Origin of the sequence: Phocaeicola plebeius (assembly GCF_003437535.1) — a bacterium.
Classification (GTDB): Bacteria; Bacteroidota; Bacteroidia; order Bacteroidales; family Bacteroidaceae; genus Phocaeicola; species Phocaeicola plebeius_A.
The window spans coordinates 179,738-201,817 of record NZ_QSQT01000002.1; the positions used below are offsets into that span (position 1 = coordinate 179,738).

18 protein-coding genes are annotated in these 22,080 nt (G+C 44.9%); 13 read left to right on the forward strand and 5 right to left on the reverse strand.

The window, feature by feature from the left end; genetic code table 11:
* Window positions 1–64 precede the first annotated feature (64 nt).
* From DXD04_RS02060 to DXD04_RS02075, 4 genes are all read left to right on the forward strand, one after another.
* A complete protein-coding gene (locus DXD04_RS02060; RefSeq protein ID WP_185149760.1) occupies window positions 65–1,966 on the forward strand; it encodes a PL29 family lyase N-terminal domain-containing protein in 1,902 nt (633 codons plus the stop codon).
* 72 nt (window positions 1,967–2,038) lie between these two features.
* A complete protein-coding gene (locus DXD04_RS02065) occupies window positions 2,039–4,318 on the forward strand; it encodes a DUF4955 domain-containing protein (RefSeq protein WP_117670417.1) in 2,280 nt (759 codons plus the stop codon).
* Window positions 4,319–4,414: 96 nt separating this feature from the next.
* Window positions 4,415–6,736, forward strand: a complete 2,322-nt coding sequence (locus tag DXD04_RS02070) for a DUF4955 domain-containing protein (RefSeq protein ID WP_259299492.1) — start codon at window positions 4,415–4,417, stop codon at window positions 6,734–6,736.
* 18 nt (window positions 6,737–6,754) lie between these two features.
* Entirely contained in the window at window positions 6,755–9,172 is a 2,418-nt protein-coding gene (locus tag DXD04_RS02075; protein ID WP_117670421.1) for a polysaccharide lyase family 8 super-sandwich domain-containing protein, read from the forward strand.
* 78 nt (window positions 9,173–9,250) lie between these two features.
* Here DXD04_RS02075 and DXD04_RS02080 read toward each other — a convergent pair whose 3' ends face one another.
* Window positions 9,251–10,288, reverse strand: coding sequence for a DUF4831 family protein (locus DXD04_RS02080; RefSeq protein ID WP_117670510.1), 1,038 nt, complete (start codon window positions 10,286–10,288; stop codon window positions 9,251–9,253).
* A gap of 8 nt (window positions 10,289–10,296) precedes the next feature.
* Window positions 10,297–11,814, reverse strand: a complete 1,518-nt coding sequence (locus DXD04_RS02085) for an NAD(P)H-hydrate dehydratase (RefSeq protein ID WP_117670423.1) — start codon at window positions 11,812–11,814, stop codon at window positions 10,297–10,299.
* A gap of 157 nt (window positions 11,815–11,971) precedes the next feature.
* Here DXD04_RS02085 and hpt point away from each other — a divergent pair, with 157 nt between their 5' ends.
* The 9 genes from hpt to DXD04_RS02130 all read left to right on the forward strand — a co-directional run bounded on the left by hpt (window position 11,972) and on the right by DXD04_RS02130 (window position 18,010).
* Complete coding sequence (gene hpt, locus DXD04_RS02090; protein WP_117670425.1) at window positions 11,972–12,508, forward strand: hypoxanthine phosphoribosyltransferase; 537 nt, start codon at window positions 11,972–11,974, stop codon at window positions 12,506–12,508.
* Between the two features lie 24 nt (window positions 12,509–12,532).
* A complete protein-coding gene (locus tag DXD04_RS02095) occupies window positions 12,533–13,102 on the forward strand; it encodes an adenylate kinase (RefSeq protein ID WP_007559755.1) in 570 nt (189 codons plus the stop codon).
* Window positions 13,103–13,158: 56 nt separating this feature from the next.
* Window positions 13,159–14,343 carry a GTPase ObgE gene (gene obgE / locus DXD04_RS02100; protein WP_022054084.1) on the forward strand — a complete coding sequence of 395 codons (1,185 nt, stop codon included), beginning with the start codon at window positions 13,159–13,161 and terminating at the stop codon, window positions 14,341–14,343.
* Window positions 14,343–15,143, forward strand: coding sequence for a peptidoglycan editing factor PgeF (gene pgeF / locus DXD04_RS02105; RefSeq protein WP_117670427.1), 801 nt, complete (start codon window positions 14,343–14,345; stop codon window positions 15,141–15,143). The genes obgE and pgeF overlap by 1 nt, the downstream gene beginning before the upstream one ends.
* 28 nt (window positions 15,144–15,171) lie before the next feature.
* Window positions 15,172–15,834, forward strand: coding sequence for a B3/B4 domain-containing protein (locus DXD04_RS02110; RefSeq protein WP_117670512.1), 663 nt, complete (start codon window positions 15,172–15,174; stop codon window positions 15,832–15,834).
* Between the two features lies 1 nt (window position 15,835).
* Complete coding sequence (locus DXD04_RS02115) at window positions 15,836–16,453, forward strand: M23 family metallopeptidase (RefSeq protein ID WP_259299497.1); 618 nt, start codon at window positions 15,836–15,838, stop codon at window positions 16,451–16,453.
* Between the two features lie 6 nt (window positions 16,454–16,459).
* A complete protein-coding gene (locus tag DXD04_RS02120) occupies window positions 16,460–16,654 on the forward strand; it encodes a hypothetical protein (protein WP_007559749.1) in 195 nt (64 codons plus the stop codon).
* Window positions 16,655–16,714: 60 nt separating this feature from the next.
* A complete protein-coding gene (locus DXD04_RS02125; RefSeq protein ID WP_117670429.1) occupies window positions 16,715–17,245 on the forward strand; it encodes an outer membrane beta-barrel protein in 531 nt (176 codons plus the stop codon).
* 126 nt (window positions 17,246–17,371) lie between these two features.
* Window positions 17,372–18,010: a porin family protein gene (locus DXD04_RS02130; protein WP_117670431.1), complete on the forward strand. Its 639-nt coding sequence runs from the start codon at window positions 17,372–17,374 to the stop codon at window positions 18,008–18,010.
* On the opposite strand, the gene DXD04_RS02135 is transcribed toward DXD04_RS02130, so the two are convergent.
* Genes DXD04_RS02135 through DXD04_RS02145 form a run of 3 tightly spaced genes read right to left on the reverse strand, consistent with a single transcriptional unit; the run spans window position 18,007 to window position 21,984 of the window.
* Window positions 18,007–19,599, reverse strand: coding sequence for an efflux MFS transporter permease (locus tag DXD04_RS02135; RefSeq protein ID WP_117670433.1), 1,593 nt, complete (start codon window positions 19,597–19,599; stop codon window positions 18,007–18,009). The two genes, DXD04_RS02130 and DXD04_RS02135, sit on opposite strands and share 4 nt — an antisense overlap.
* An 8-nt stretch (window positions 19,600–19,607) precedes the next feature.
* The gene (locus DXD04_RS02140; protein WP_117670436.1) at window positions 19,608–20,642 is read right to left on the reverse strand and encodes an HlyD family secretion protein; all 1,035 of its coding nucleotides are present in this window, start codon (window positions 20,640–20,642) and stop codon (window positions 19,608–19,610) included.
* A 34-nt stretch (window positions 20,643–20,676) separates the two neighbouring features.
* Complete coding sequence (locus DXD04_RS02145) at window positions 20,677–21,984, reverse strand: TolC family protein (RefSeq protein WP_259299493.1); 1,308 nt, start codon at window positions 21,982–21,984, stop codon at window positions 20,677–20,679.
* Window positions 21,985–22,080 lie beyond the last annotated feature (96 nt).

Genomic DNA, 22,080 nt, shown 5'->3' on the forward strand with positions numbered 1-22,080 from the left:
AACAATAGGTTAACAAAACAAGATGTACATTATGAAAATCTATAAATATATAGGTGTGGCCCTGATGGTACTATCATTAGGAGCATGTAAGACCGATGATCTGGAAAGAGACATTGATGCCTTGAAAGATCGTGTAACTGCCATGGAAGCAAAGGTCGATCGGTTGAATGAAAGCATGAACATGATACGTGTGGCTTTGGATGGGAACAAGACCATCCAAAGTTATACAGAAAATGAGGATGGAAGCTATACTTTGACGCTAAGTGATGGAAATACAATCACGCTGACTCAGGGGAAAATAGGAGCTACGGATGTGTATCAGGAAGTGAGTATTTCTACTGACGGTAATTGGGTGATTGGCGGTGTGGAAACGGAACACCGTGCACTGGCTGTAGATGGTGAACCGGGGGTTACTCCCCAGTTCCGTCTGACCATGGAGTCGGAAGGCAAATACTACTGGGAAGTAAGCTATGACGATGAGCTGACTTGGGAAGAAGTAAAGAGCCAGCAAGGAACTCGTGTATATGCTTCTGCAAGTGGAAGTTCTTCTGTAGCTGGTCCGATAGCATCGGCTGCCCCTAATGCGACAGGAGATAAATTCGAAATTACTTTAACGGGTAGTGGTACGAAATATGAAATTCCTATCGTTTCAGGTCTGGCATGTGCCATTACGGAACCTGCTCTGGAAGAAGGATTTTGGATTGTGCCGACTACAGGAGAGACTACTTCTATCGATTTGAAAGGAGAAGCGGTGTTGATAAGTGCACCGGAAGGTTGGACTGTAACTGCATCAATAGATAATTCGAATCCGACTACTTTGTCTGTTACCCCTCCGAATCAAGATGGAGCGGAAGGTGTCATTATTTTGCAGGTGAATAAAGGAGTGTATTGGGCGATTGACCAGATTAAGGTACGTTCTAAGAAAGTGATAACGAGCTGGAAGGCGGAATATGAGCAAGGAGGTTTTTATATTGGCGATGAGCTGGTAAATAGTGAAACTTATCCAACATTGGCAAATAGTGGGAATTTGATTGAAAATGGAGGTACCATCACAAAATCTGGTGTGCATTTTATAAAGGGTGGAGCAACAATTACCATATCCTCTATTTTAGAAATTAGTGGAAATGAAGCATTGGTTATAGTTGGAGATGATCCGAACAATCCGCCTACGGTTACTTTTACTGGTAATAATAGTTATTTGCGTGCTGGTACTCAAAATTTGTTATGCAAGAATGTGAAATTTGTACGTGATGGTATGTATCTTTTCCATGCAAATAAAGGTTCAAACGTAAATAAAGTTATCTTTGAACAATGTAAAATAGAACTTAAAAATAACTTTGCTAGTTCTAACGCAACAGCAAGTGAGCCTTCGGTAATTCATGATTTTCAGTTTCTCAAAAATAAAGTCAAATTTTTAGGAGCATTATCAAGTGGAGATATACCTGCGTGTAATTTCTTTTATTCCACTGGAGGACAGACAGTAGGAAATGCAAATATTTCGAATAATATTTTTTATAGTCAATCTGAGGATACTAGAGTCAGAGGTCAATTCTTTGTTGTCATTGGAACAGCAGAAACAACAATAAAACTTGAGAATAATACATTCTGTAACTATATACAGAATTCTCAAGGGATAAAAGCAAAACTGACAGGAGATTGGAGTGTGCGGTATAATATATTTTATAGTAATATTAGTGCTACGACTTATAATACATCATACTTAATTTGTGCACTTGAAGGGAGTACATTCCCTGCTTCAAATGATGCTTTTGAGTCAAATGTAGCTTATAACGCTGTGGAAGAGAATGCTACTGCATGGAATGTTTTCCATGGTGATTCAATGAAGCCTTCAGGAGATTACAATGCAAAAATTCCTCAGGAAGAAGAGTCACCATTACAGATAGTTGATTGGGAAAAGGGTGAATTTGTCTCCTTAAAAGCAGGCTACGGTGCAACCATAGAATAATAAAAACAGAAAAGCAGTTTTCCGCCATCCGATGCTGCATCGGATGGCGGATACATTTAAACAGATAATACTATGAACTTACAATATTGGAAGAATGCATTGTTCTGTTGCTGTTTATTTGCAATCACAGCATGTTCGGACGAGGAAACCGTGAACCCTCCTGCTCCGACAGAGATACCGGAACAGCCGGCTGAACTGGCAGAACAATTAGCGCAGTATAATTCAGATATTGCTGCCCTTCAGCTGATGGTGGATGGCGAAGTGGAAGTGGTGGATTATACCTCGGATGAACAACATAACTATACGTTGGAGTTAAGTGACGGGAAAATTGTAAATGCGGCTTTACAGGCAGAAACCGATACTGATATTCCAGCCTTTGCGATTAATGAGGATGGATATTGGGAATATCAGCTGGGAGGTGAAAAACAGACATTGACAGACCTCTCCGGTAATCCCGTTCCGGCACGTAAGAGCTTAGGAAAGGGTACATTTACCCCTCAACTGGCCTTAGGGGAAGATGGCTGTTGGCAGATGTCTCTGAACGGAGCGCATTGGAAAAAACTGTCGGACACTCCGGCTCCTTCACTGGAAGGAAAAACGGCGGCCAGCTATTCTTTGTTTAAATCCGTCACGGAAAATGAAGATGGAACATTGTCACTGGCTTTATCTGGAGGTGAAATGGTTCTTTCAATAGATGCTACGGTTTCTTCATCGGCTCAGGCATGGAAGAAGTTCTTCATGAAGAGTGAAGATAATGTATTGCTGGATTATTCGTATGCTGGATACAATCACGGAGAAAGTGCCCCTGCAGATGGTTTTGCTTGGGGATACAAGGTGATAAACGTGAAGGAACGTATGGAAAATGATAACCTGTCTGCCCGTGAAGCGTTGAATCTGATTCTGTATGAAAATAAATTGGTACGTAAATGTCCTGGAAAGACGGATAATTCGAATACAAACGCTACTGCAAAAATCGTGATTTATTTCCCGGCTGGTGATTATGATTTGCAGCCGGAAGGAGATACGGATAAGTTTCCTGAAATCTATGGAGGTAATTTTGTGATAAAAGGTGATGGGGAAGGCAAGACTCGTCTGTTGATGAACAATCCGATTGGAACGAGTGAATCGACGACTGCTCCATTGCTGACAATTAAACATACTAATAGCCCGACAAATATTGATAATTCCAAGATTTTGGCAACTGTAGTGGAGAATGCAGCTAAGGGTAGTTTTAGCGTAAAAGTGGGAGTGGCTAACGATCTGTCGGTCGGCAAATGGGTACAACTTCGTTTACGAAGCGGAAATGAAGAACTTTTGGCAAAAGAGGTTGGCCCTATGTATGGTCAGATGAAAACAGATTGGTCAGTTGCACAACAGCCGGGATTGTCAGGCAAAAATGAAAATGGGAAAGGCGTGAATGTCATGGAATTCCATCAGATTAAATCTATTGATGGGAATGTGGTGACTTTCTATGAGCCGATTATGCATGAAGTAAATACGGCCTACAATGATTATGATGGAGGATGGATTATCCGTGATTATAAATATTTTGAAAATGTCGGTGTAGAAGATTTGAGCTTTGTCGGTAAGGCCATTACTCCTTATTACCATCATGGAGAAGGCCAGGATGAATCGAAAGCTTGGCTGTATGACAGTGGATACGTACCTTTGCAGTTGAACCGCGTGGTGAATTCATGGGTACGCAATGTAAGTTTTGAGAGTGTGAGTGAGGCAATTACCTTTGGAGAATCGGCCAACTGTTCTGCCTATAATATTACGATAACCGGTAATAGAGGCCATTCTGCCGTACGTGCGCAAGGTTCCAGCCGGGTATTTATCGGAAAGGTACAAGACGAAAGTGCGGATTCACGCGGACATGGGCAGTGGCACGGTTGTGGCGTGTCAAAACCCAGTATAGGAACTGTAGTCTGGAACTGTAACTGGGGACAGGATGCCTGCTTTGAGTCACATGCCACTCAGCCTCGTGCTACGTTGTTTGATAATTGCCGAGGGGGACTGGTACGCTATCATGCCGGTGGAGCAGAAAATGAAGCACCGAATCATTTGTCAGACCTTACTTTGTGGAATTTGTATGTGACGGGTACAATTGATGAGAAGGGTATTAACTTTGCTTCTGACTTTAAATGGTGGGATGCCGGAAGTATCTGGTGGAAAATTTATCCTCCTATAGTGGTAGGTACACATGGGCAAGCCGTTACTTTCTCACAAGAAGAAGGTCAGCTGACATACGAAGAAAGTACAGGGGTAAAGGTTACTCCAGAGTCATTGTATGAGGCGCAGCTTCAGAATCGCTTGGGATATGTGCCGGCTTGGTTGAAATCCTTGAAATAATCATAATATGGGAAATACTGCCCCGTAGTAGATGCATTGCTATTACGGGGTAGTTTTGCCATATAGTTGTAAGAAAATAATAAGAACTGGATTTGAATGAAAAAAACTTGTTTAAGATTCTTGACTGGCAGATTGTTGCTTTTCTGGGCGATAATGGCGATAGGGATGGTATGTGCATGTACGGATGAAAATCCGGCAGGTGAGGAAGGTAATGAAGGTAACGGAAGCACGGAAGGAGATAATACACCGACAGTGAGTGATGTAATTGTTCAGATGAACCGTGATGTGGCTGATATGCAGCAGATTGCTGAGGGAAAAGTGAAGGTACTTACTTGTATGAAAGAAAGCAACGGACGTTATCTGGTAGAATTGGATAACGGACATGTGCTCACCGTGTATGCAGAGGAGGAACAGGTAAAGAAGAACTCCGTCCCATTAGTGGGTATTGATGCAGATGGTTATTGGGTGTGTGAACTGGATGGAAAAACCGAAAACCTGACCACTGCAGACGGACAGTTGGCGGCGGCTTTAAGTTCGGCAGGGAAAGGTGTTTTTACTCCTCAGTTCCGGGTGGGAGGAAAAAACCTCTGGGAGGTTTCTTATAACGGTTCTCAGTGGATACAAATAGGCACCCGTCAGGTATGGGATGTAGAAAAGGAACCGGCTGCAGCTTTTTCTCCTTTTGCCGGATGTTCGGCAGATGAGGATGCGGGAACATTGACTATATCTTTGCGTTGTGGAGAGAAGAAAATTAATACACAAGTGCAGGGAAAAGGTACCACGGATGCCTGGAACAAATTTGTGGCAGGTTCGGCCGATAATGTGTTGCTGGATTTTTCTTATGCTGGTTACAAGCATGGAGAGGTGGAAGCTCCCGATGGATTTGCATTAGGGTATAAAACGATTAATGTGAAGGAATATATGGATGCCCATCCTGATTTGACTGCACGGGAGGCATTTTTGAAATTGCTGAAAGAAAAAAAGTTGGTACGCATTGACGACGAAAGCAAATCGTATTCAAATGACAATGCAGGAGTGGTGTTCTACTTTCCGGCAGGAGAATATGTGCTGCATAATGAGGAGGATAATACGCTGAGACAAGATGTTGAAAACCCCGCGTACGATGGAAAAGGGAATAATACGAGCTCGTCTATCATTATCTATGGTGGGAACTTTGTAATAAAAGGAGACGGGCCCGACAAAACGTTCATTAAAATGGATACTCCGAATTTGCCAACCGATACGGAGGTGATGTATTCTTCTCCGGTGATGATTAACATCAAGCATAATGCATGGCTGGGAGCTGAATATGAAGTGACGGGAAATGCCGGGAAAGGTACCTTTAAGGTAAAAGTGGCCGGGGCATCGAATTTTAAAGTAGGTGAATGGGTGTGCTTGTATTTGCACGATAATAGTCCGGAACTGGTGAAACAGGAGCTGTTGCCGTATGCCTGGGAATCGACGATGACCAATATCTCGACAGAAGGAGTACAGGTGGAGGATTATCATCAGATTGTGAACATCAGCGGGGATGAAATTACCTTTAAAGAACCGATTATGCATGAGGTGGATGCACAATGGAACTGGAAACTGCGTAAATATTCGTATTATGAGAATGTGGGAGTAGAGGATTTGACATTTGTAGGGCATGCGGTAGATGATTTTCAACATCATCGTAGCTGGATTGACGATGGGGCTTACAAACCGATTGCTTTTATGCGCGTTGTCAATTCATGGATGCGGCGTGTGAATTTTGAGAATGTGAGCGAGGCAGCTTCAATTATTTCGAGTGCGAATTTTTCTGCTTATAAGATTAATATTACTGGAAATCGCGGTCATGCAGCTATCCGTTCCCAAGGTTCCAGCCGGGTATTTATCGGTGCGGTGCGTGATTGTACGGACGGTCCGCTGGCGGATGAATATCCTACGTTCCAGAGTAATACCGGGCAGTATCATGCCTGCGGTGTATCAAAACCCAGTATGGGGGCTGTTATCTGGAAGGTTACGTGGGGAGATGATGCTTGCTTTGAATCGCATGCCACTCAGCCTCGTGCTACACTGATAGATAATTGTACAGGTGGTTTTGTGCAGTCCAGACAGGGCGGAGACGCCAATCAAGTGCCGAATCATTTGAATGACCTGACCATCTGGAATATGTTCTCTACGAATACAAAACTGAATGGCAATGGCACACTGCCGGCGAATGGGGAGTTTGACTGGTGGCGTACGGGTTGGAAATATTGGAAAATTTTACCGCCGGTTATTGTAGGATTCCATGGTGATCCTGTCAAGTTTGTACAAGAGCAGGTGAAGCTGGATGAAAGTAATGGCATGCCGGTAGAACCTCAGTCGCTTTATGAGGCACAATTGGAACGCCGTTTGGGTAGTGTTCCAGCTTGGTTGAAGGCTTTGAAATAATTATAAACTTTAAATATCATGAACTTAACGCGAAACCTTTATTTACTTTTTTTGTGTGGAATGTGTACTCCGGCTGTGCATGCAGCCGGTAACATGACGACAGATGCGGCAGTACAGCAGACAGTGAATCAGGATGCGGACGCAACGAAGCTGAAAGAACTTGCAGAGTTCCGTAAGAAATATAAGTTTCCGGAACCGAAGGCTTCTGAGAGTGAGCTGAAGGCTGCCCAGATGGGGCTAAAGATGCTGATGCTGCAGCGTACGGGAGATTATACCGTGACAGGAGCAGATTTATGGGGCGAGAAAGTGATGAACCAGCATCTGAGAGATGTGGCAAAAACGGTACGTGCGCTGTCATACGGTGTGCAGAAATACGGTAAATCAGCCAAAGGTGATTTGGATTTATATCTGGATTATCTGTTTACACACAATTTTTTCCTTCGTATGCCTAAGTTGGTATATAGCAATTATAGTGATGTACGAAAGATTCCTACTGATTTGATGAGTGCCATTCCGGTGTGTGATGAGGTACGTAAGGCTAAAATGATTGCAGCCGTACAGAAGCTTCTGGAAGTGGATGTGATTCGTCAAGGGGATAAGGCCATCTTGAACTGGATTAGTTCGGACTATATTTTCAACATTGTGCCATACGTGTTTAATCTGGCACTGGCTAACCCGAATGACCAGCAGGCTGTGCAGGACTTGCAGTTGCTCTCCGGCTTCCTGCGGGTATGTACGCGCTATAATGTGGGCAATAAGGATATCCTGAAGCCGGACGGTACAGGTTTCCACCACAATGCGCACTATAACGGATACATGTATTCTTACAAAACGTGGGTGGAATACTTCTATCGTTTCAAGGGGACTTCCTTCAAGATTGACCCTAAATCGTACGAAAGACTGAAAAAGGCTGTCGTAACGATTTACATGACTGCTGTGCGTACAGAAGGTGACAAGAACCGGATTTATGCCAACAGTATGGCAGGACGCCATCCTTTCTATAGTATTGAAGTACCCTTTACGCAGAAACTGTTCGAACAGTTGATTGAGATTGGAGCGGATGCCACAGGCACGGATTTAGATAAGGAACTGGCTGCTTATTATAATTACTTCTTTAAGACGGATAAGTATCCGGTACCGGCTGCTGATGCTAACGGATTTTATCAGTATAACTACAGCTCGGCAGGAGTGTATCGCCAGCCGGGATGGGTGGCTGTGATGAAGTCGCCTACGGCTATGTTGTGGGGAAGTGAAATTTATAACAAGACCAATCGTTTCGGACGTTACCAGAGTCACGGTACGCTGGAGATTCTGTACGACGGAGGGTTGGTGCCTACAGGTTATCCTTCTAACAATGAGAACAAGGGTGCCGGATGGGACTGGAACATGATGCCGGGAAGTACGACAGTGCATTATACCGACTGGGCGGAAATGATGCCTTATAAGAACGATAAGGATCGTTTTGACCAGAAGGCTAGAACGAGCAATTTTGCCGGGGCTGTATCTATGAAGGATTACGGACTCTTTGCTACCGCTTTTGATCAGGATGACCGTTGGGGAAGCCAGCGATTTACTCCTACCAATCTTACTTTCTGTAAGTCGGTGTTGGCTATCGACGGTATGTTGTTCAGTATTGGAAATGGTATTTCTGCAAAGGGTGATTATGCAGACAATATGATTACGGCTACGAACTTATTCCAGTCGGTAGTAAGTAAGCAGTACAATAAGTTGACAGTGAACGGACAGGAGGTAACGAAGGGAAATCGCCAGAATTATGCCTCTTCAGAATCTGTGACGATGATTAATCCTGTTTCAACCGGCTTCTTTATTCCGGCAGGTCATGATGAACTCACAGTGATTTATGACGAACAGGAGACGCCTTCTTCTGTAGGTATGGCTGGCAAACCGGCTAAAGAAGTGGTGGCAAAAGCGTATATGAACCACGGTGTGAAACCGGAGAAGAAGTCTTATTCTTTTGTAGTAGTTCCGGCAGCGGATGAAGCTAAGATGAAGAATGTGGCCGACCGTCAGACAAAAGGAGAACTATTCTCGGTAGTGGAAATGCAGGATTCCTTGCACATTATTAAATATGCACCGAAGAATGTGCTGGCCTATTCATTCTTTGCTCCTGCGAAAGGATTGACAGCCGGTGAGGTAGTTTCTTCAGCTACGGAACTGTTACTGATAGAACAAAAGAATACGGATGGTAGTCTGTCGTTGGGTATGGCCAATCCGAACTTGCGTCCTAAAATGCTGGACAAGAAGAACTGGAAGGAGATTCCTACCCCTGCATTTATTGAACTGAAAGGTATCTGGCAGATGGATGGAAATGTGCCTGGTGTGTTCTTAAAGACAATGGAGAATGGAAATACGGAAGTGTCTTGTTTGTTGCGAAACGGACTTCCTGTGTATATGAAGCTGGTGAAACAGAAATAAGGCTAAATACTGAAAATATTAAAGGTCGTTCTTCTAATGAGTGAGGAACGACCTTTTTATTTTTATAAATTCAATGTCTTAGTCTTTGTCAATCTTTAAAATACCACCGGTAGTGGAATTGAAAATCACGCGGGTGTTTACTTTCTTGTCGAACAAGCCGTCTACCAGTACTTCGGTGTAGCCAAACTGGGTGAATGCCATTTCGTCGTTGAAAAGTTTTTTACCCTGATAAGTTACTGTGACATTTCCTTTACCCGGTACATTGTAGATGGCACCATCTGCTTTTTTCTTTTTCTTATCTTCTTCCGGCATGGGAAGGGTAGAAGTGTTGCGGATGGAAACATAAATCGGGTCACCAGCCAGATTGTCGGTCGGAAGTACTCCTAACTGGGTGGAGAAACGAGCGGCAACTTGCTCTTGTGCATCGTTATTGGGCTCTACCAATATCGTAAAGACTTTATCTGTGCGGTCGGTAGTACCGGTAAAAGCTTGCATCAGGGCCTTTTCTTGTTTGTTCAGCTGGTCAATAACCAGTTGAAGAGAAGCTCCGTCCTTTGGCATGGTTTCTGCCTGACCGCGCAGGATGGTGTTCTTGCTGTCGCGTATGTTATAGATTTCGCGGGCGGTCAGTTCTGCCATTTTTGCGCTGGAACCAGCCATGAGGATGTCTTCTGTCATGTATTTGCGGGCATTCTCATGGGACTGTGGCTTCTCTAACTTGTAGTCAGGGAGAGATTCTTTTTCGGTAGAGGTCGTATTGATGGCTTTTACAATCCCTTTGTCGGTCAGTTCTACATTGGATGCCATACTCTTATCTTTCAACTTCATGATGTAGGCTTTCGTAGAGTCGGGCACTCCTACAAGGCGGACTTGAATATCCTTGATTTCCCAATGGCTTTCAGGCTGTGAACTGATATTGTTCAGACGCAGGTAGCGGCTGGCGTACAGGCTGAAATCGCCCGGCTGGTAGTCTACCTTGGTGGCAATGATGTCAATGGCTACTTTGGTCTTAGGCAGGAAGTACACGATGCCCTCGCCTGCCTGTGGCACATAGCTTTCTTGGGAGTAGGCACTCAGAGAGGCCAGCAGTCCCAATGCAATGATTCCTTTTTTCATATTGTCTGTCATTTAGTTTCCATTAGTTGTTTCCATGCGGCCGGCAATGCGTCTGCAATGTCACCGGAGGTCATACCGATTACTCCCTTTTGCTGGCAGGCGATGTCACCGGCCAGACCGTGTACATAGACGCCTAAGCGGCAGGCTTCTTCGTGTGTGTAGCCTTGTGAGAGCAGTGACAGGATGACACCGGTAAGAACGTCGCCACTTCCGGCAGTGGCCATACCCGGATTGCCTGTAGGGTTGAAGTAAGTTACTCCGTCAGGGGTAATGACAGCCGTCCATGCTCCTTTCAGTACGATGTAGCATTGCAGGTGGGCCGCCAGTTCTTTCGCCTTTGACAAACGCTCGTAGCTGTTGCTGCAGCGTCCGATGATGCGTTCCAGTTCCTTGATATGTGGAGTAAGAATGCTGTGGCGAGGAATACGGGTCAGGTAGTTACGGTAGCTGCTGAAGATGTTGAGTGCATCTGCATCCAGAACCAAAGGAATATAGCAGTTGCTTACCTGGTCGAACAGCGCCTGCACCGTGATTTCTTCCTGTCCTAATCCCGGGCCGATGGCTACGGCCTGGAAGTTGTCGAGGTCGGCAGCTTCGGCAAAGCAGCGGTCGTGTACGTCATCCTGCACCATGGCTTCAGGCACATTGCTCTGTAGCAGGTCATGGTTGCATACTGGGGTGTGTACGGTGAGTAGTCCGATGCCCGAACGCAGGCAGGCACGTGAAGCTAACAGGGCGGCACCTCCCATACCGTATGAACCGGCTATCAGCAGGCCGTGGCCGAACATGCCTTTATGGGCAAATTTCTTTCTTGGCTTGATGAGCGCACGCATTTCGCTGGCTTCGGTGATGTAATAGTTCGTCTTGGCTGATTCGATGAATTCACGGCTTATACCGATGTCGAGCAACTGCCATTCGCCTACCACATCTGCGTTTTCGGCAAAGAGGAAGGAGAGTTTGGGCATCTGGATGCTCAGGGTCAGGTCGGCCTTGATGATGTTTTGTCGGATGTTATGGGTATTGTCTTCTCCCATCAGTCCGGAAGGAATGTCGATGGATACCACCTGGGCAGGAGAAGCATTGATGTATTGTACTACGGCTGCAAATCCTCCGCTCAGCGGTTTTTGAAGTCCAGAACCGAACAGACCGTCGATTACTACGTCGTGACTGCCCAGATGAGGCGGGTCGAACTGGTTGCTGACTTCGGTGTAGTTGGCAAATCCGCTTTCTTTCAGGCGCTGGATGTTGGTGAGGCATTCTTCAGAAAGGGTACCTTTTACGTTGAACAAATAGACTTCTACCGGATAGTTTTTCAGGAAGAGGATGCGGGCTACAGCCAGTGCGTCGCCCCCATTGTTGCCCGGACCGGCAAATACGACAAGACGGTGTGACTTGTCATATCGCTCGCTGATAGCTTGTGCCAACAGACCGGCAGCTTTTTCCATGAGGTTGATTGACAATATAGATTCGTGGGCGATGGTATATGCATCTGCCTCTTTTTGTTGTGTACAACTTAAAATTTTCATTGTATATATAAAATAGCTATTTTGTCGGTAAAAGTACGAAAAAAGCCTCGAATGGGATATATATTCTATTGAAAATATCTTTAAATACTCAGGGGGAAGTGTGGAGGTTTTAGGGAAAATCCGTAAATTTGCACAATTTCTAAAACTAGATTATAACATGGATACGATTCAGATTAAAGACAAGCGTTTCAAAACGTTTATCCCAGAGGCGGATATCCTGAAGGAGGTGGCACGTGTGGCCAATGAAATCAATCATGACTTGGAGGGTGAAAATCCGTTGTTTTTGAGTGTGTTGAACGGCTCGTTCATGTTTACGGCCGATTTGATGAAACATCTGACGATTCCATGTGAGATTTCTTTTGTGAAGCTGGCTTCGTATGCGGGAACGGCTTCTACAGGAAAGGTGAAAGAACTGGTAGGACTGAATGAAGACATTTCAGGACGTACGGTGGTAATTGTGGAGGATATTGTGGACACGGGGCTGACCATGCAGCGTTTGCTGGAAACCCTGAAAGCACGCAATCCGAAAGAAATCCGTATTGCTACGCTGCTGGTGAAACCGGATAAGTTGCAGGTAGATTTGGATATAAACTATGTGGCGATGAATATTCCGAATGATTTTATCGTGGGCTACGGACTAGATTACGATGGCTTCGGACGGAACTATCGTGACATCTATACAGTGGTGGAATAATTTTTTTATTTATTATAAGACAACATGTTGAATATTGTAATTTTTGGTGCTCCGGGTTCAGGTAAAGGAACTCAGAGTGCTCGTATTGTGGAAAAATATGGCTTGAACCATATTTCTACGGGAGATGTATTGCGTGCAGAAATCAAGAACGGCACGGAACTGGGTAAAACAGCAAAAGGTTATATCGACAATGGTCAGTTGATTCCGGATGCGTTGATGATTGATATTCTGGCTAGCGTATTCGACAGCTTCAAGGATAGCAAAGGTGTGATTTTCGATGGATTCCCTCGTACAATCGCTCAGGCTGAGGCTTTGAAAGAAATGTTGAAGGTACGCGGACAAGAAGTTTCTATCATGCTTGACCTGGAAGTTCCTGAAGATGAACTGATGACTCGTCTGATCAAACGTGGACAGGAATCTGGTCGTGCTGACGACAATGAAGAAACTATCAAGAAGCGTCTGGTGGTATACCACTCTCAGACTGCTCCGTTGATTGACTGGTACAAGAACGACGGTAAATATTGCCACATTCAGGGATTGGGTACTATGGACGGTATCTTCGCTGATATTTGCGCGGCTATTGATAAACTTTAAATAATAAAAAAAACTGGCGGGCCGGTGACGGTCTGCCAGTTCTTAAACTTGAATTTATGGCTGAATCGAATTTTGTTGATTATGTAAAAATCTACTGCCGCTCCGGAAAGGGAGGCCGTGGCTCGGTGCACATGCGCCGTGAGAAGTATATGCCCAACGGAGGTCCGGACGGTGGCGACGGTGGTAGAGGAGGTCATGTGATTTTGCGGGGAAACCGCAATTACTGGACATTGCTGCACCTGAAGTACGACCGTCATGTGTTTGCGGAACACGGAGGTAACGGCTCGAAAAACAAGAGTTTCGGAAAGGACGGGGCAGATAAAGTCATTGAAGTGCCTTGTGGAACGGTAGTATATAATGCCGAAACAGGGGAATATGTGTGCGACGTAACGGAGCACGGACAGGAAGTCATCTTGCTGAAAGGCGGACGCGGAGGATTGGGAAACTGGCATTTCCGTACAGCGACCCGTCAGGCACCTCGTTTTGCCCAACCGGGTGAACCGATGCAGGAGATGACGGTGATTTTGGAATTGAAATTATTGGCGGATGTAGGTCTGGTAGGTTTTCCGAATGCCGGAAAATCCACTTTGCTGTCTTCGGTTTCTGCCGCACGTCCGAAAATTGCCAATTATCCTTTTACCACGCTGGAACCGAACCTGGGAATTGTGTCTTATCACGAAGGGAAGTCTTTCGTGATGGCGGATATTCCGGGTATCATTGAAGGAGCCAGTGAAGGAAAGGGACTGGGACTGCGGTTCTTGCGTCACATTGAGCGCAACTCATTGCTGCTGTTTATGGTACCGGGCGATACGGATGACATACGTAAGGAGTATGAGATTCTGTTGAATGAACTGGCTACCTTTAATCCGGAGATGCTGGACAAGCAGCGGGTGTTGGCCATTACGAAATGTGACATGCTGGACGAGGAACTGATGCAGATGCTGGAACCTACATTGCCTGAAGATATACCTCATGTCTTTATTTCTTCGGTGTCTGGAATGGGTATCCAGCAGTTGAAAGACTTACTCTGGGCCGAACTGAATAAAGACAGTAACCAGTTGGAAGCAGTACGTCGGGAAGCCATCGTACATCGTCCGAAAGATATGACCAAGCTTCGCAAGGAGCTGGAAGATATGGGCGAAGACGAAGACTTTGACTATGAATATGAGGATGTGGATGAGGATGATGACTTTGACTACGAGTACGAAGAGGAAGACTGGGAGGACGAACCACAAAAGTAATGAATAATCTGACTGATGATAAAAGAATGTTGGTGTACGGCCCGAAAAGTCCGCACACCGACATTTTTTGTTTCTCTACTACACGTTATGGTGGTTGTAGTAAGGGGAATTATGCTTCGTTTAACTGCAATCATTATTGTGGTGATGCGCCGGATAAGGTGGAACGGAACCGGGAACTGCTGTGTTCGTTGTTACCTGTGCATCCCCGGATGCTGGTTGTACCTCATCAAACACACGATACGGTGGTGAAGGTCGTGGATGAGGCTTTTTTACGGCTCTCTTCAGAGGAACAATTGAAGCAACTGGAAGGAGTGGATGCGATGGTCAGCGACATGAAGCAGGTCTGTCTTTGCATTTCTACTGCCGATTGTATCCCGGTGCTTTGCTATGATACTCGACAGAAAGTGATTGCGGCGATACATGCCGGATGGCGGGGAACAGTGAAGCGCATCGTGGAAAAGACGTTGGACAAGATGGCGGAACTTTATGGTACGAAGGGAGAAGATGTACAGGCTTATATAGGGCCGGGTATCTCTCTGGATGCTTTTGAAGTGGGAGATGAGGTGTATGAAGCCTTTGAAGCAGCCGGATTTGATATGCCTTGCATCGCCCGCAGAGATGAGAAGTGGCACCTCGACCTTTGGGAAGCCAACCGGATGCAGTTGCTGTCTAAAGGCGTAAAGAAGGAGAATGTGGAAGTCGCAGGGATTTGTACCTATCAGAATTATACGGATTTCTTCTCGGCACGTCGGCTGGGCATTCGTTCCGGGCGTATTTTGTCGGGGATTATGCGGATGTAGAACCATTTAAGAAAATAGCGAAATGGATTTGAAAATTGAAGTATCAGAGGAATTACGGCAGGCTTGGCCGCAGTTTCGTGGAGCCGCTGTATTTGCGACGGTAAAAAATTCTCCATATAGTGAAGAACTGTGGGAACGTATCGGTGAGTTTACGGAACTTTACCGTCAGAAATATACCATTGATTCTATTAAAGAGATGCCTGCCATTCAGGCTACTCGTCAGGCTTATAAGAAATGTGGGAAAGATCCCAGCCGTTACCGTCCTTCTTCAGAAGCTTTATGCCGCCGCTTGTTAAGAGGACTTTCACTTTATCAGATAGATACGCTGGTCGATTTGATTAACTTGGCGTCCATCAATAGTGGGCATTCCATCGGTGGCTTTGACCGGGATAAGATTCAAGGAGACAAGCTGGTATTAGGTATCGGAAAGGCAGGTGAGCCTTACGAAGGTATTGGGCGTGGAGAATTGAACATTGAGGGAATGCCCGTATATCGTGATGCCGTGGGAGGTGTAGGTACACCGACAAGCGATAATGAACGGACAAAGATTTCATCGGAAACTACTCATCTGTTGGCTATCATGAATGCATATAGTGGTAGTGAAGGGCTGGAGGAAGACGTACACTATATGGTGAACCTGCTGAAAGAATTTGCGGATGCCCAGGATGTAGAACTTTATTATTTTGAATAGAATGAATCGCTTGATTGTAATACTTGGACTGTTGTTGCTTTGTATGGGAAATATGCAGGCTGATGAACCTGTGAAAACAGGATTTACGCACATGGAGCGTAGTCATGTCAGGGTGCATACACCGGGATTGTTCTCAAAGGGAAATAGCGTGGAGATACATCTGGAGTGTCTGGCTGATTCGCAGTTCTGCTTCCCACTTCCCGGAGGAAAGGTAATTTCTGCTTATGGAAGCCGTGGTGGACATTCGGGAGCAGATATAAAGACCAAGGCCAATGATTCCATTCTTTGTGTGTTCGACGGTGTGGTACGCATGGCCAAAAGTTACGGTGGATATGGAAAGGTGATTGTGGTGCGGCATTTTAATGGATTGGAAACCGTGTACAGTCATAATTCCAAGAACTTTGTTGCACCAGGTGATTCGGTTAAGTCGGGTCAGGTAATTGCATTGACCGGGCGTACCGGACGTGCTACGACAGAGCATCTGCATTTTGAACTTAGGGCCAACGGACAACATTTTAATCCCGGATTATTATTTAATATGTCTACCCGTGTTCCATTGAAGCGTACGCTGGTATGTACGAAAGCAGGAAAACATGTGAAATTATCTCCTAAAAAATGAAAGAATATGGATATTGAAAAGATATTGACAGAAGGAATTGTGTTCAGAGGCGGGAAGTCTTCTGACGGAAAAAAGAAAGAAGAGAAAGTAAAGACCAAAGCTAAAAAGAAAACCTACATTACGGGTTTGCATGGTTCTGGCTCTGCCAAAATGAAAGCGGAATATCGCCGCCGGAGAGCCAACAGACACAAACAGGGATAAAAGTGAACAAAAAACTGTATTCAGTTGTTAATATATTTGTAAAACTAAAAAAAGAAGATTATGAGAAAATTATTTTTACTCGTAGTAATTGTAATGGCTGCCATCACAGCCAGCGCACAGGAAGGTATTTATTTAGGTGGTGGTATCAGCTTGTGGAGAAACAATGATGTAGATAAGACTTCATTCTCTATTACACCGGATGTAGGTTATAATCTGAGTGAGAAATGGGCCGTAGGTGTGGAATTGGCTTATGCGCATAAAGGTTATGATGGTGAAGATGCAATAAGCACGAATGCATTTGCTTTGGCTCCGTATGCACGTTACTCTTTCTATGAAAACAAGATTGTACGTTTGTTCTTGGATATGGGATTTGGATTTTCTACTTATAAAGAGAAACATGCAGAGTCTGTAAACGGTTTTGAAATCGGAGTGAAACCGGGATTGGCTGTAAAATTGAATGATAATTTCAGCTTTATTACTAAAGTAGGTTTTGCTGGTTATCGTGACGACTATTATCGTGGAGAAGAAAATGGATTCGGCGTTGGCTTGGATGGCGAAAATATCTCCATTGGTATTGAGTACGAATTCTAATAAGAACGATTGAATAATTAATAGATAGGGAGCAAAAAGAGGTGAAAACTTCTTTTTTGCTCCCTTTTTATTTGTTTCTCCGCTTTATCTTTTTAAATTTGTGTAATTCATCTATTATTTGAGCTTATGAAAAAGATTGCATGCATAGTGGCAGGTTTGTTCGTAGCTTTGACAATGGCCGCACAGACAAAAGTAACCTGGAGTATGGAACTTGGACTGGGTATGAGTACCTGGATGGGAAAGGATGCCGGAGACTCTTCTCCATTGTTTAACCAGAAGGTTGGAGTAGGAATTGATGTACCTTTGAGTGGACTGGTATCATTCCAGACCGGATTATACTGGGCTTCGAAAGGAGCAAGCATAGACGTGGATTATGTAGGGGCTAATACGAAGAATGTGGTGGATATGCACGTAAACCAGAACTATTTTGAGATGCCTTTGCTGGCTGCTTTTCATGTAGGCACGGCTGCTAATTTTGATATGGTGTTTACGGCAGGTCCTTATTTGGCTTATGGGGTAAACGGCAAGTGGAATATTGACATTGATGACTTGACTGTTTCTTATAACACTTTCGGTGAATCAAAGATTGAAGGAGAAATCGTCTCAGGGCTGCGCCGTTTTGATGCCGGTGTGATGGCGGGTGTAGCACTCGACTTTAAACGCTGGACAGTAGGACTTGACGGAGAATTTGGATGCTGCAAATTAGCCAGCAATTCAAAGACACGTAACTTGGCATTCTTCTTCACTGCTGGCTATAAATTTTAATTTTTAGAGATTCTATGTACGCTGGATGGCCTGTACCGTTTCTTTATGGGCAGGCTATGCAGCATTTTGAGAGCTGCCAAGTGGCGGTCGCGCCAGATTCGGTAGCTGAGCACGATTACAAGAAAAACAGTACCTAACAGACATACCCAGCCGAACAACTCTTTCAGGCTGGTCAGCATGGTCTGGGTGTTTACTTCATTATAGAGTTGTATGACTGATACATCCGGCATCCACTCGTGCAGGTTGTCCATGTTTCTGCTTAATAACCCCCAGTTGTCGCGTTGCAGGTGTTTCATCCAACGGTTCAATATGGCTGCTCCCAGAGGGGTTGCAATGCTGGTACGAATGAAGCTGAGTACGCACAAAGACTGGAAGAAATGCTTGAAGGGTATATGCTTCGCTACATAAATGGTCAGCGAAATATAAAGCACTCCATGACCGATGCCTTTTAAAAAGTTGGGCAGATACAAACTTTCAATATTCAAATCAGGGTATATCAGAAAATACATGTAATACTGGTACATGACTATCAGTGTAAATCCGACAGAGATCAATAGTTTATATCCTTTTTTTAATACTGCTTGCCGGAAGAATACGATACCTGCTCCAGCCAGGATTCCTGCAAATACACACCAGTTCAATGAAATGGCGTTTAGCGTATCGTACTGTAAGATGGAGGTCATGAATGCATTTTGCAGCACGGAGGAGGTGGTGAGAAACAGACAAAGCATCAAGAACAGGAACAACACTACGGGGAATTTCTTGTAGCGGAATACCTGCGGGTCTATATACGGATGCCGTATGGAAGTCATCCGGTTGATGTTTATCAACAAGGACACTACGGCTATTACAATGCAGGAGCGAATTTGTACGCTGTCCAGCCAGTCGTAAAAGTCTCCATAGATACAGATAAAAACAATTGCAAACAGCATGCCTGTCCATAAGAGGAGGCCTATCCAGTCTATGCCATATAAGGGAATCTTTTTACCCAGTCGGATAGTCCGTGTCAGGCACATGACGCAAATCCATACCACCATCAGCATGCCGATGACAAACCAGTGCATGTATTGCCAGTTGGCCCAGTCGTTGATGTGCATGGTGACCAGTCCGGACAACTGTATACTTTCAAGTACGATGATATAGATAACGGGATAGAACACCGAGAAATTTCCGGAAGGTGTGATGCTCAGACGGGTATTGGAGAAACACTCGAAGGTGCCCCACATGCGGAAGAATCCCGATACGAAGCATACACAAATCATAAGAAAGATGTTGTCTGTATGCATGGTAATCAGGTTGCAGAGAATGAGTACCGGGCATACCGTCATGAAAATAGACCGGGTGGTAAACCGGGATTTCAGACGGAACAGTATCGGAAATATAACGGTCATACCGATGAAAGAGGCATAGGCTGCCATGGTTACATCTTCCTGGATACATCCTAATGCACTCGACATCTGGGTAGCAGCTGGCAGGAAAACTCCTCCGTTAAACTGAAAGACCATGGCAAAGAAGAGCGACAGGCCGATGCAGACCGGAGTCGGTAAGAATTCTTTGAAGTAAGGAATCTGAGGACGTGGTTCAGCCATTTTCGTGTTTACTGTTTAACGTAACATTCTACATTCATTCCGGCTCTCAAGCGTTGCAAATCTTCCGGGCGGTTGTTTTCCGTAAACTCGATACGGACTGGGATGCGCTGTTCTACCTTTACGAAGTTGCCCGCCGAGTTATTTTGTGGAATAAGTGAATAGGAAGCTCCGGTAGCATCCGAAATAGAAGCAATACGTCCCTCAAACTTCACATCAGGAATAGCATCTACTCTTACTTCCACCAGCTGATTTCTCTTCATGTCGGTAGTCTGAGTTTCTTTGTAGTTGGCAATGACCCATTTCTCCGTACCATCTACCAGAGTTACTAAGGCTTGTCCGGGCTGAACTAACTCTCCTTCATGGATGTTTTTTCGTCCGGTCACCCCGTCTGTAGTAGCCAGAATCACTGTATAAGAGAGGTTTAGTTTGGCCAGGTTGAGCGCTGCCTCTGCCAGTTTGATGGCCGATTCATTCTGTTCCAGGCGCTGGGTCTGTTCCTGCTTCTGGAGCAAAGTCGATTGCTTCTGGCGTAACAGCTGTTCATAGCGTGCCTGTGTCGCTTCGTAATCCGTTTTTACCCGGTCGAATTGCTGAGGGGTAACGGCTTCTTCTTTCAGCAATTCCTGATAACGTTTGTAATCCGTCTGAGCATTTTGCAGACGAATACGCTGCTCATCAATGGCTGCATCCGTTACGAGGATGTTGTTCTGTGTGGTGTTGATAGTGGTATGCATGGCACTCTTTCCGGCCAGTGCATTGCGATAGTCGGCTTCGGCTTGTGCCACTTTCAGACGGTATTCCGTATCTTCTATGATGGCCAGGGTATCTCCTTTTTTCACAGTCTGATATTCCTCAAAACAGATTTTTTTGATGAAGCCCTGTACCCGTGTGCTGACAGGAGTCAGGTGTTGCTTCACCTGGGCATTGTCTGTATATTCCACATTACCTAAATGGATAAATTTGCCGCAAACCCAGCTGATACCGGCTACGAGGACCAGCAGTATAAAGAAATTAGAAATAGCTCTTTTTTTGTTTCGCATCATATATTTTTTCGTTTTTGTGTAAATATGCATTTCATTAAAGTGTTCCCGTAATTTTTTTCAGCAGGTAATATTGATACAATATACCTATCTGGTAGTTGGCCAGCTGCAATTCCATATCCAGCTGCATGTTGCTGGCATCCAGCATATCGGTAATCAGTGACAGGCCGTTCAAGTAACGTTGCCGCACGATGCGGAAGTTTTCATGCGTCAGCTGTACGCTTTTTTGCTGGGTATTCAGTCTAACGTAAGCTTCATTCAGGTTTACGTACGCTTCGTGTACCTTGTTCTCTATTTCTTCCTTGACCAGCTGGTAATTCTTTTCTGCTTTTGAGGTGGCTATCCGTGCCTGTTTCAGCTTCTTCTTGCTTTTGAACAAAGCATCCAGATTGTACGAGATACCTACTCCGGCAAACCAGTAGTTGAAGTTGTTGTTCAATGGCGGAACTTCTATCAGAATCGGCCCATTAAACTCATTAGTTGCCGTCAGACTGATGTGAGGTCTGCGTTCCGAACGAATCAGGTTCTGCTGGTTGTGGGTCAGCTTGATTTCCGTGTGTGCCTGCTGGAGTTCAGGAGATTCCTGAGAAGCTTCCATCCAGGTCGCTTCATGCTGTTTGTCCACATTGATACGGAACAGTGCCGTGGAGTCGGGTACAATATGTATCGAAGGGTCCAGTCCGATAGTAGTCGTCAGCTTGTGGTTCAAGACATTGAGCCTGTTGATAGTAGAAGTCAGGCCTAATTGCAGATTCTGCAACTGTAGTTCATAACGGGTAATGTCACTCTTCAGTGCCGTACCCTGTTGATAGGCTGCCCGCATATCCTTCACCAATAGATGTGTCTGCTCAATGTTCTTCTCGTAGACCGTCTGTTGATTTCTCAGCTGGAACAAATCAAGGTAATATCCCAACAGCATGAAGCGCAAATCCTGCTGGTTGTTTTGATAAGTCTGTTGTGCCAGTTGCTGTTGCAGTTTCGCTTTCTGGATGTTGGCGTTGATACTTCCTCCGGCGTAGATAGTCTGTGAGGCCTTGAGTACAAAAGAATTGCCGAAATGCGGCATGTCGGCATGTATGCCGTTACTGAAATCCCGGTCTGTCATGCAGCCGTCGCCAATGTAGTTGAGGTCCACTTGTGCCCGAATGGAGGGCAGTTTGGCATTTTTAGCCACTTTTACTGCCTGTGTTGTTTCGTCAATGGCCAGCGAATGAAGCTGGATGCTTTTGCTGTTTTGGTCAGCCAGTTGAAACAAGTCCTCAATGGTTATCACTTGTTCTTGTGCGGCGGCTGTGTAAATAAAAAAAGAAAGAACTCCAATAGTTGAAACTAATCTTTTACCCATTATTCTTTTTGTGTTGAAAATACCTTTAGCCATTTTATTTGGCTGTGCAAAATTAAACCATTATTTTTAGGCTGAATTTGCGGTTTATGCAAAAAG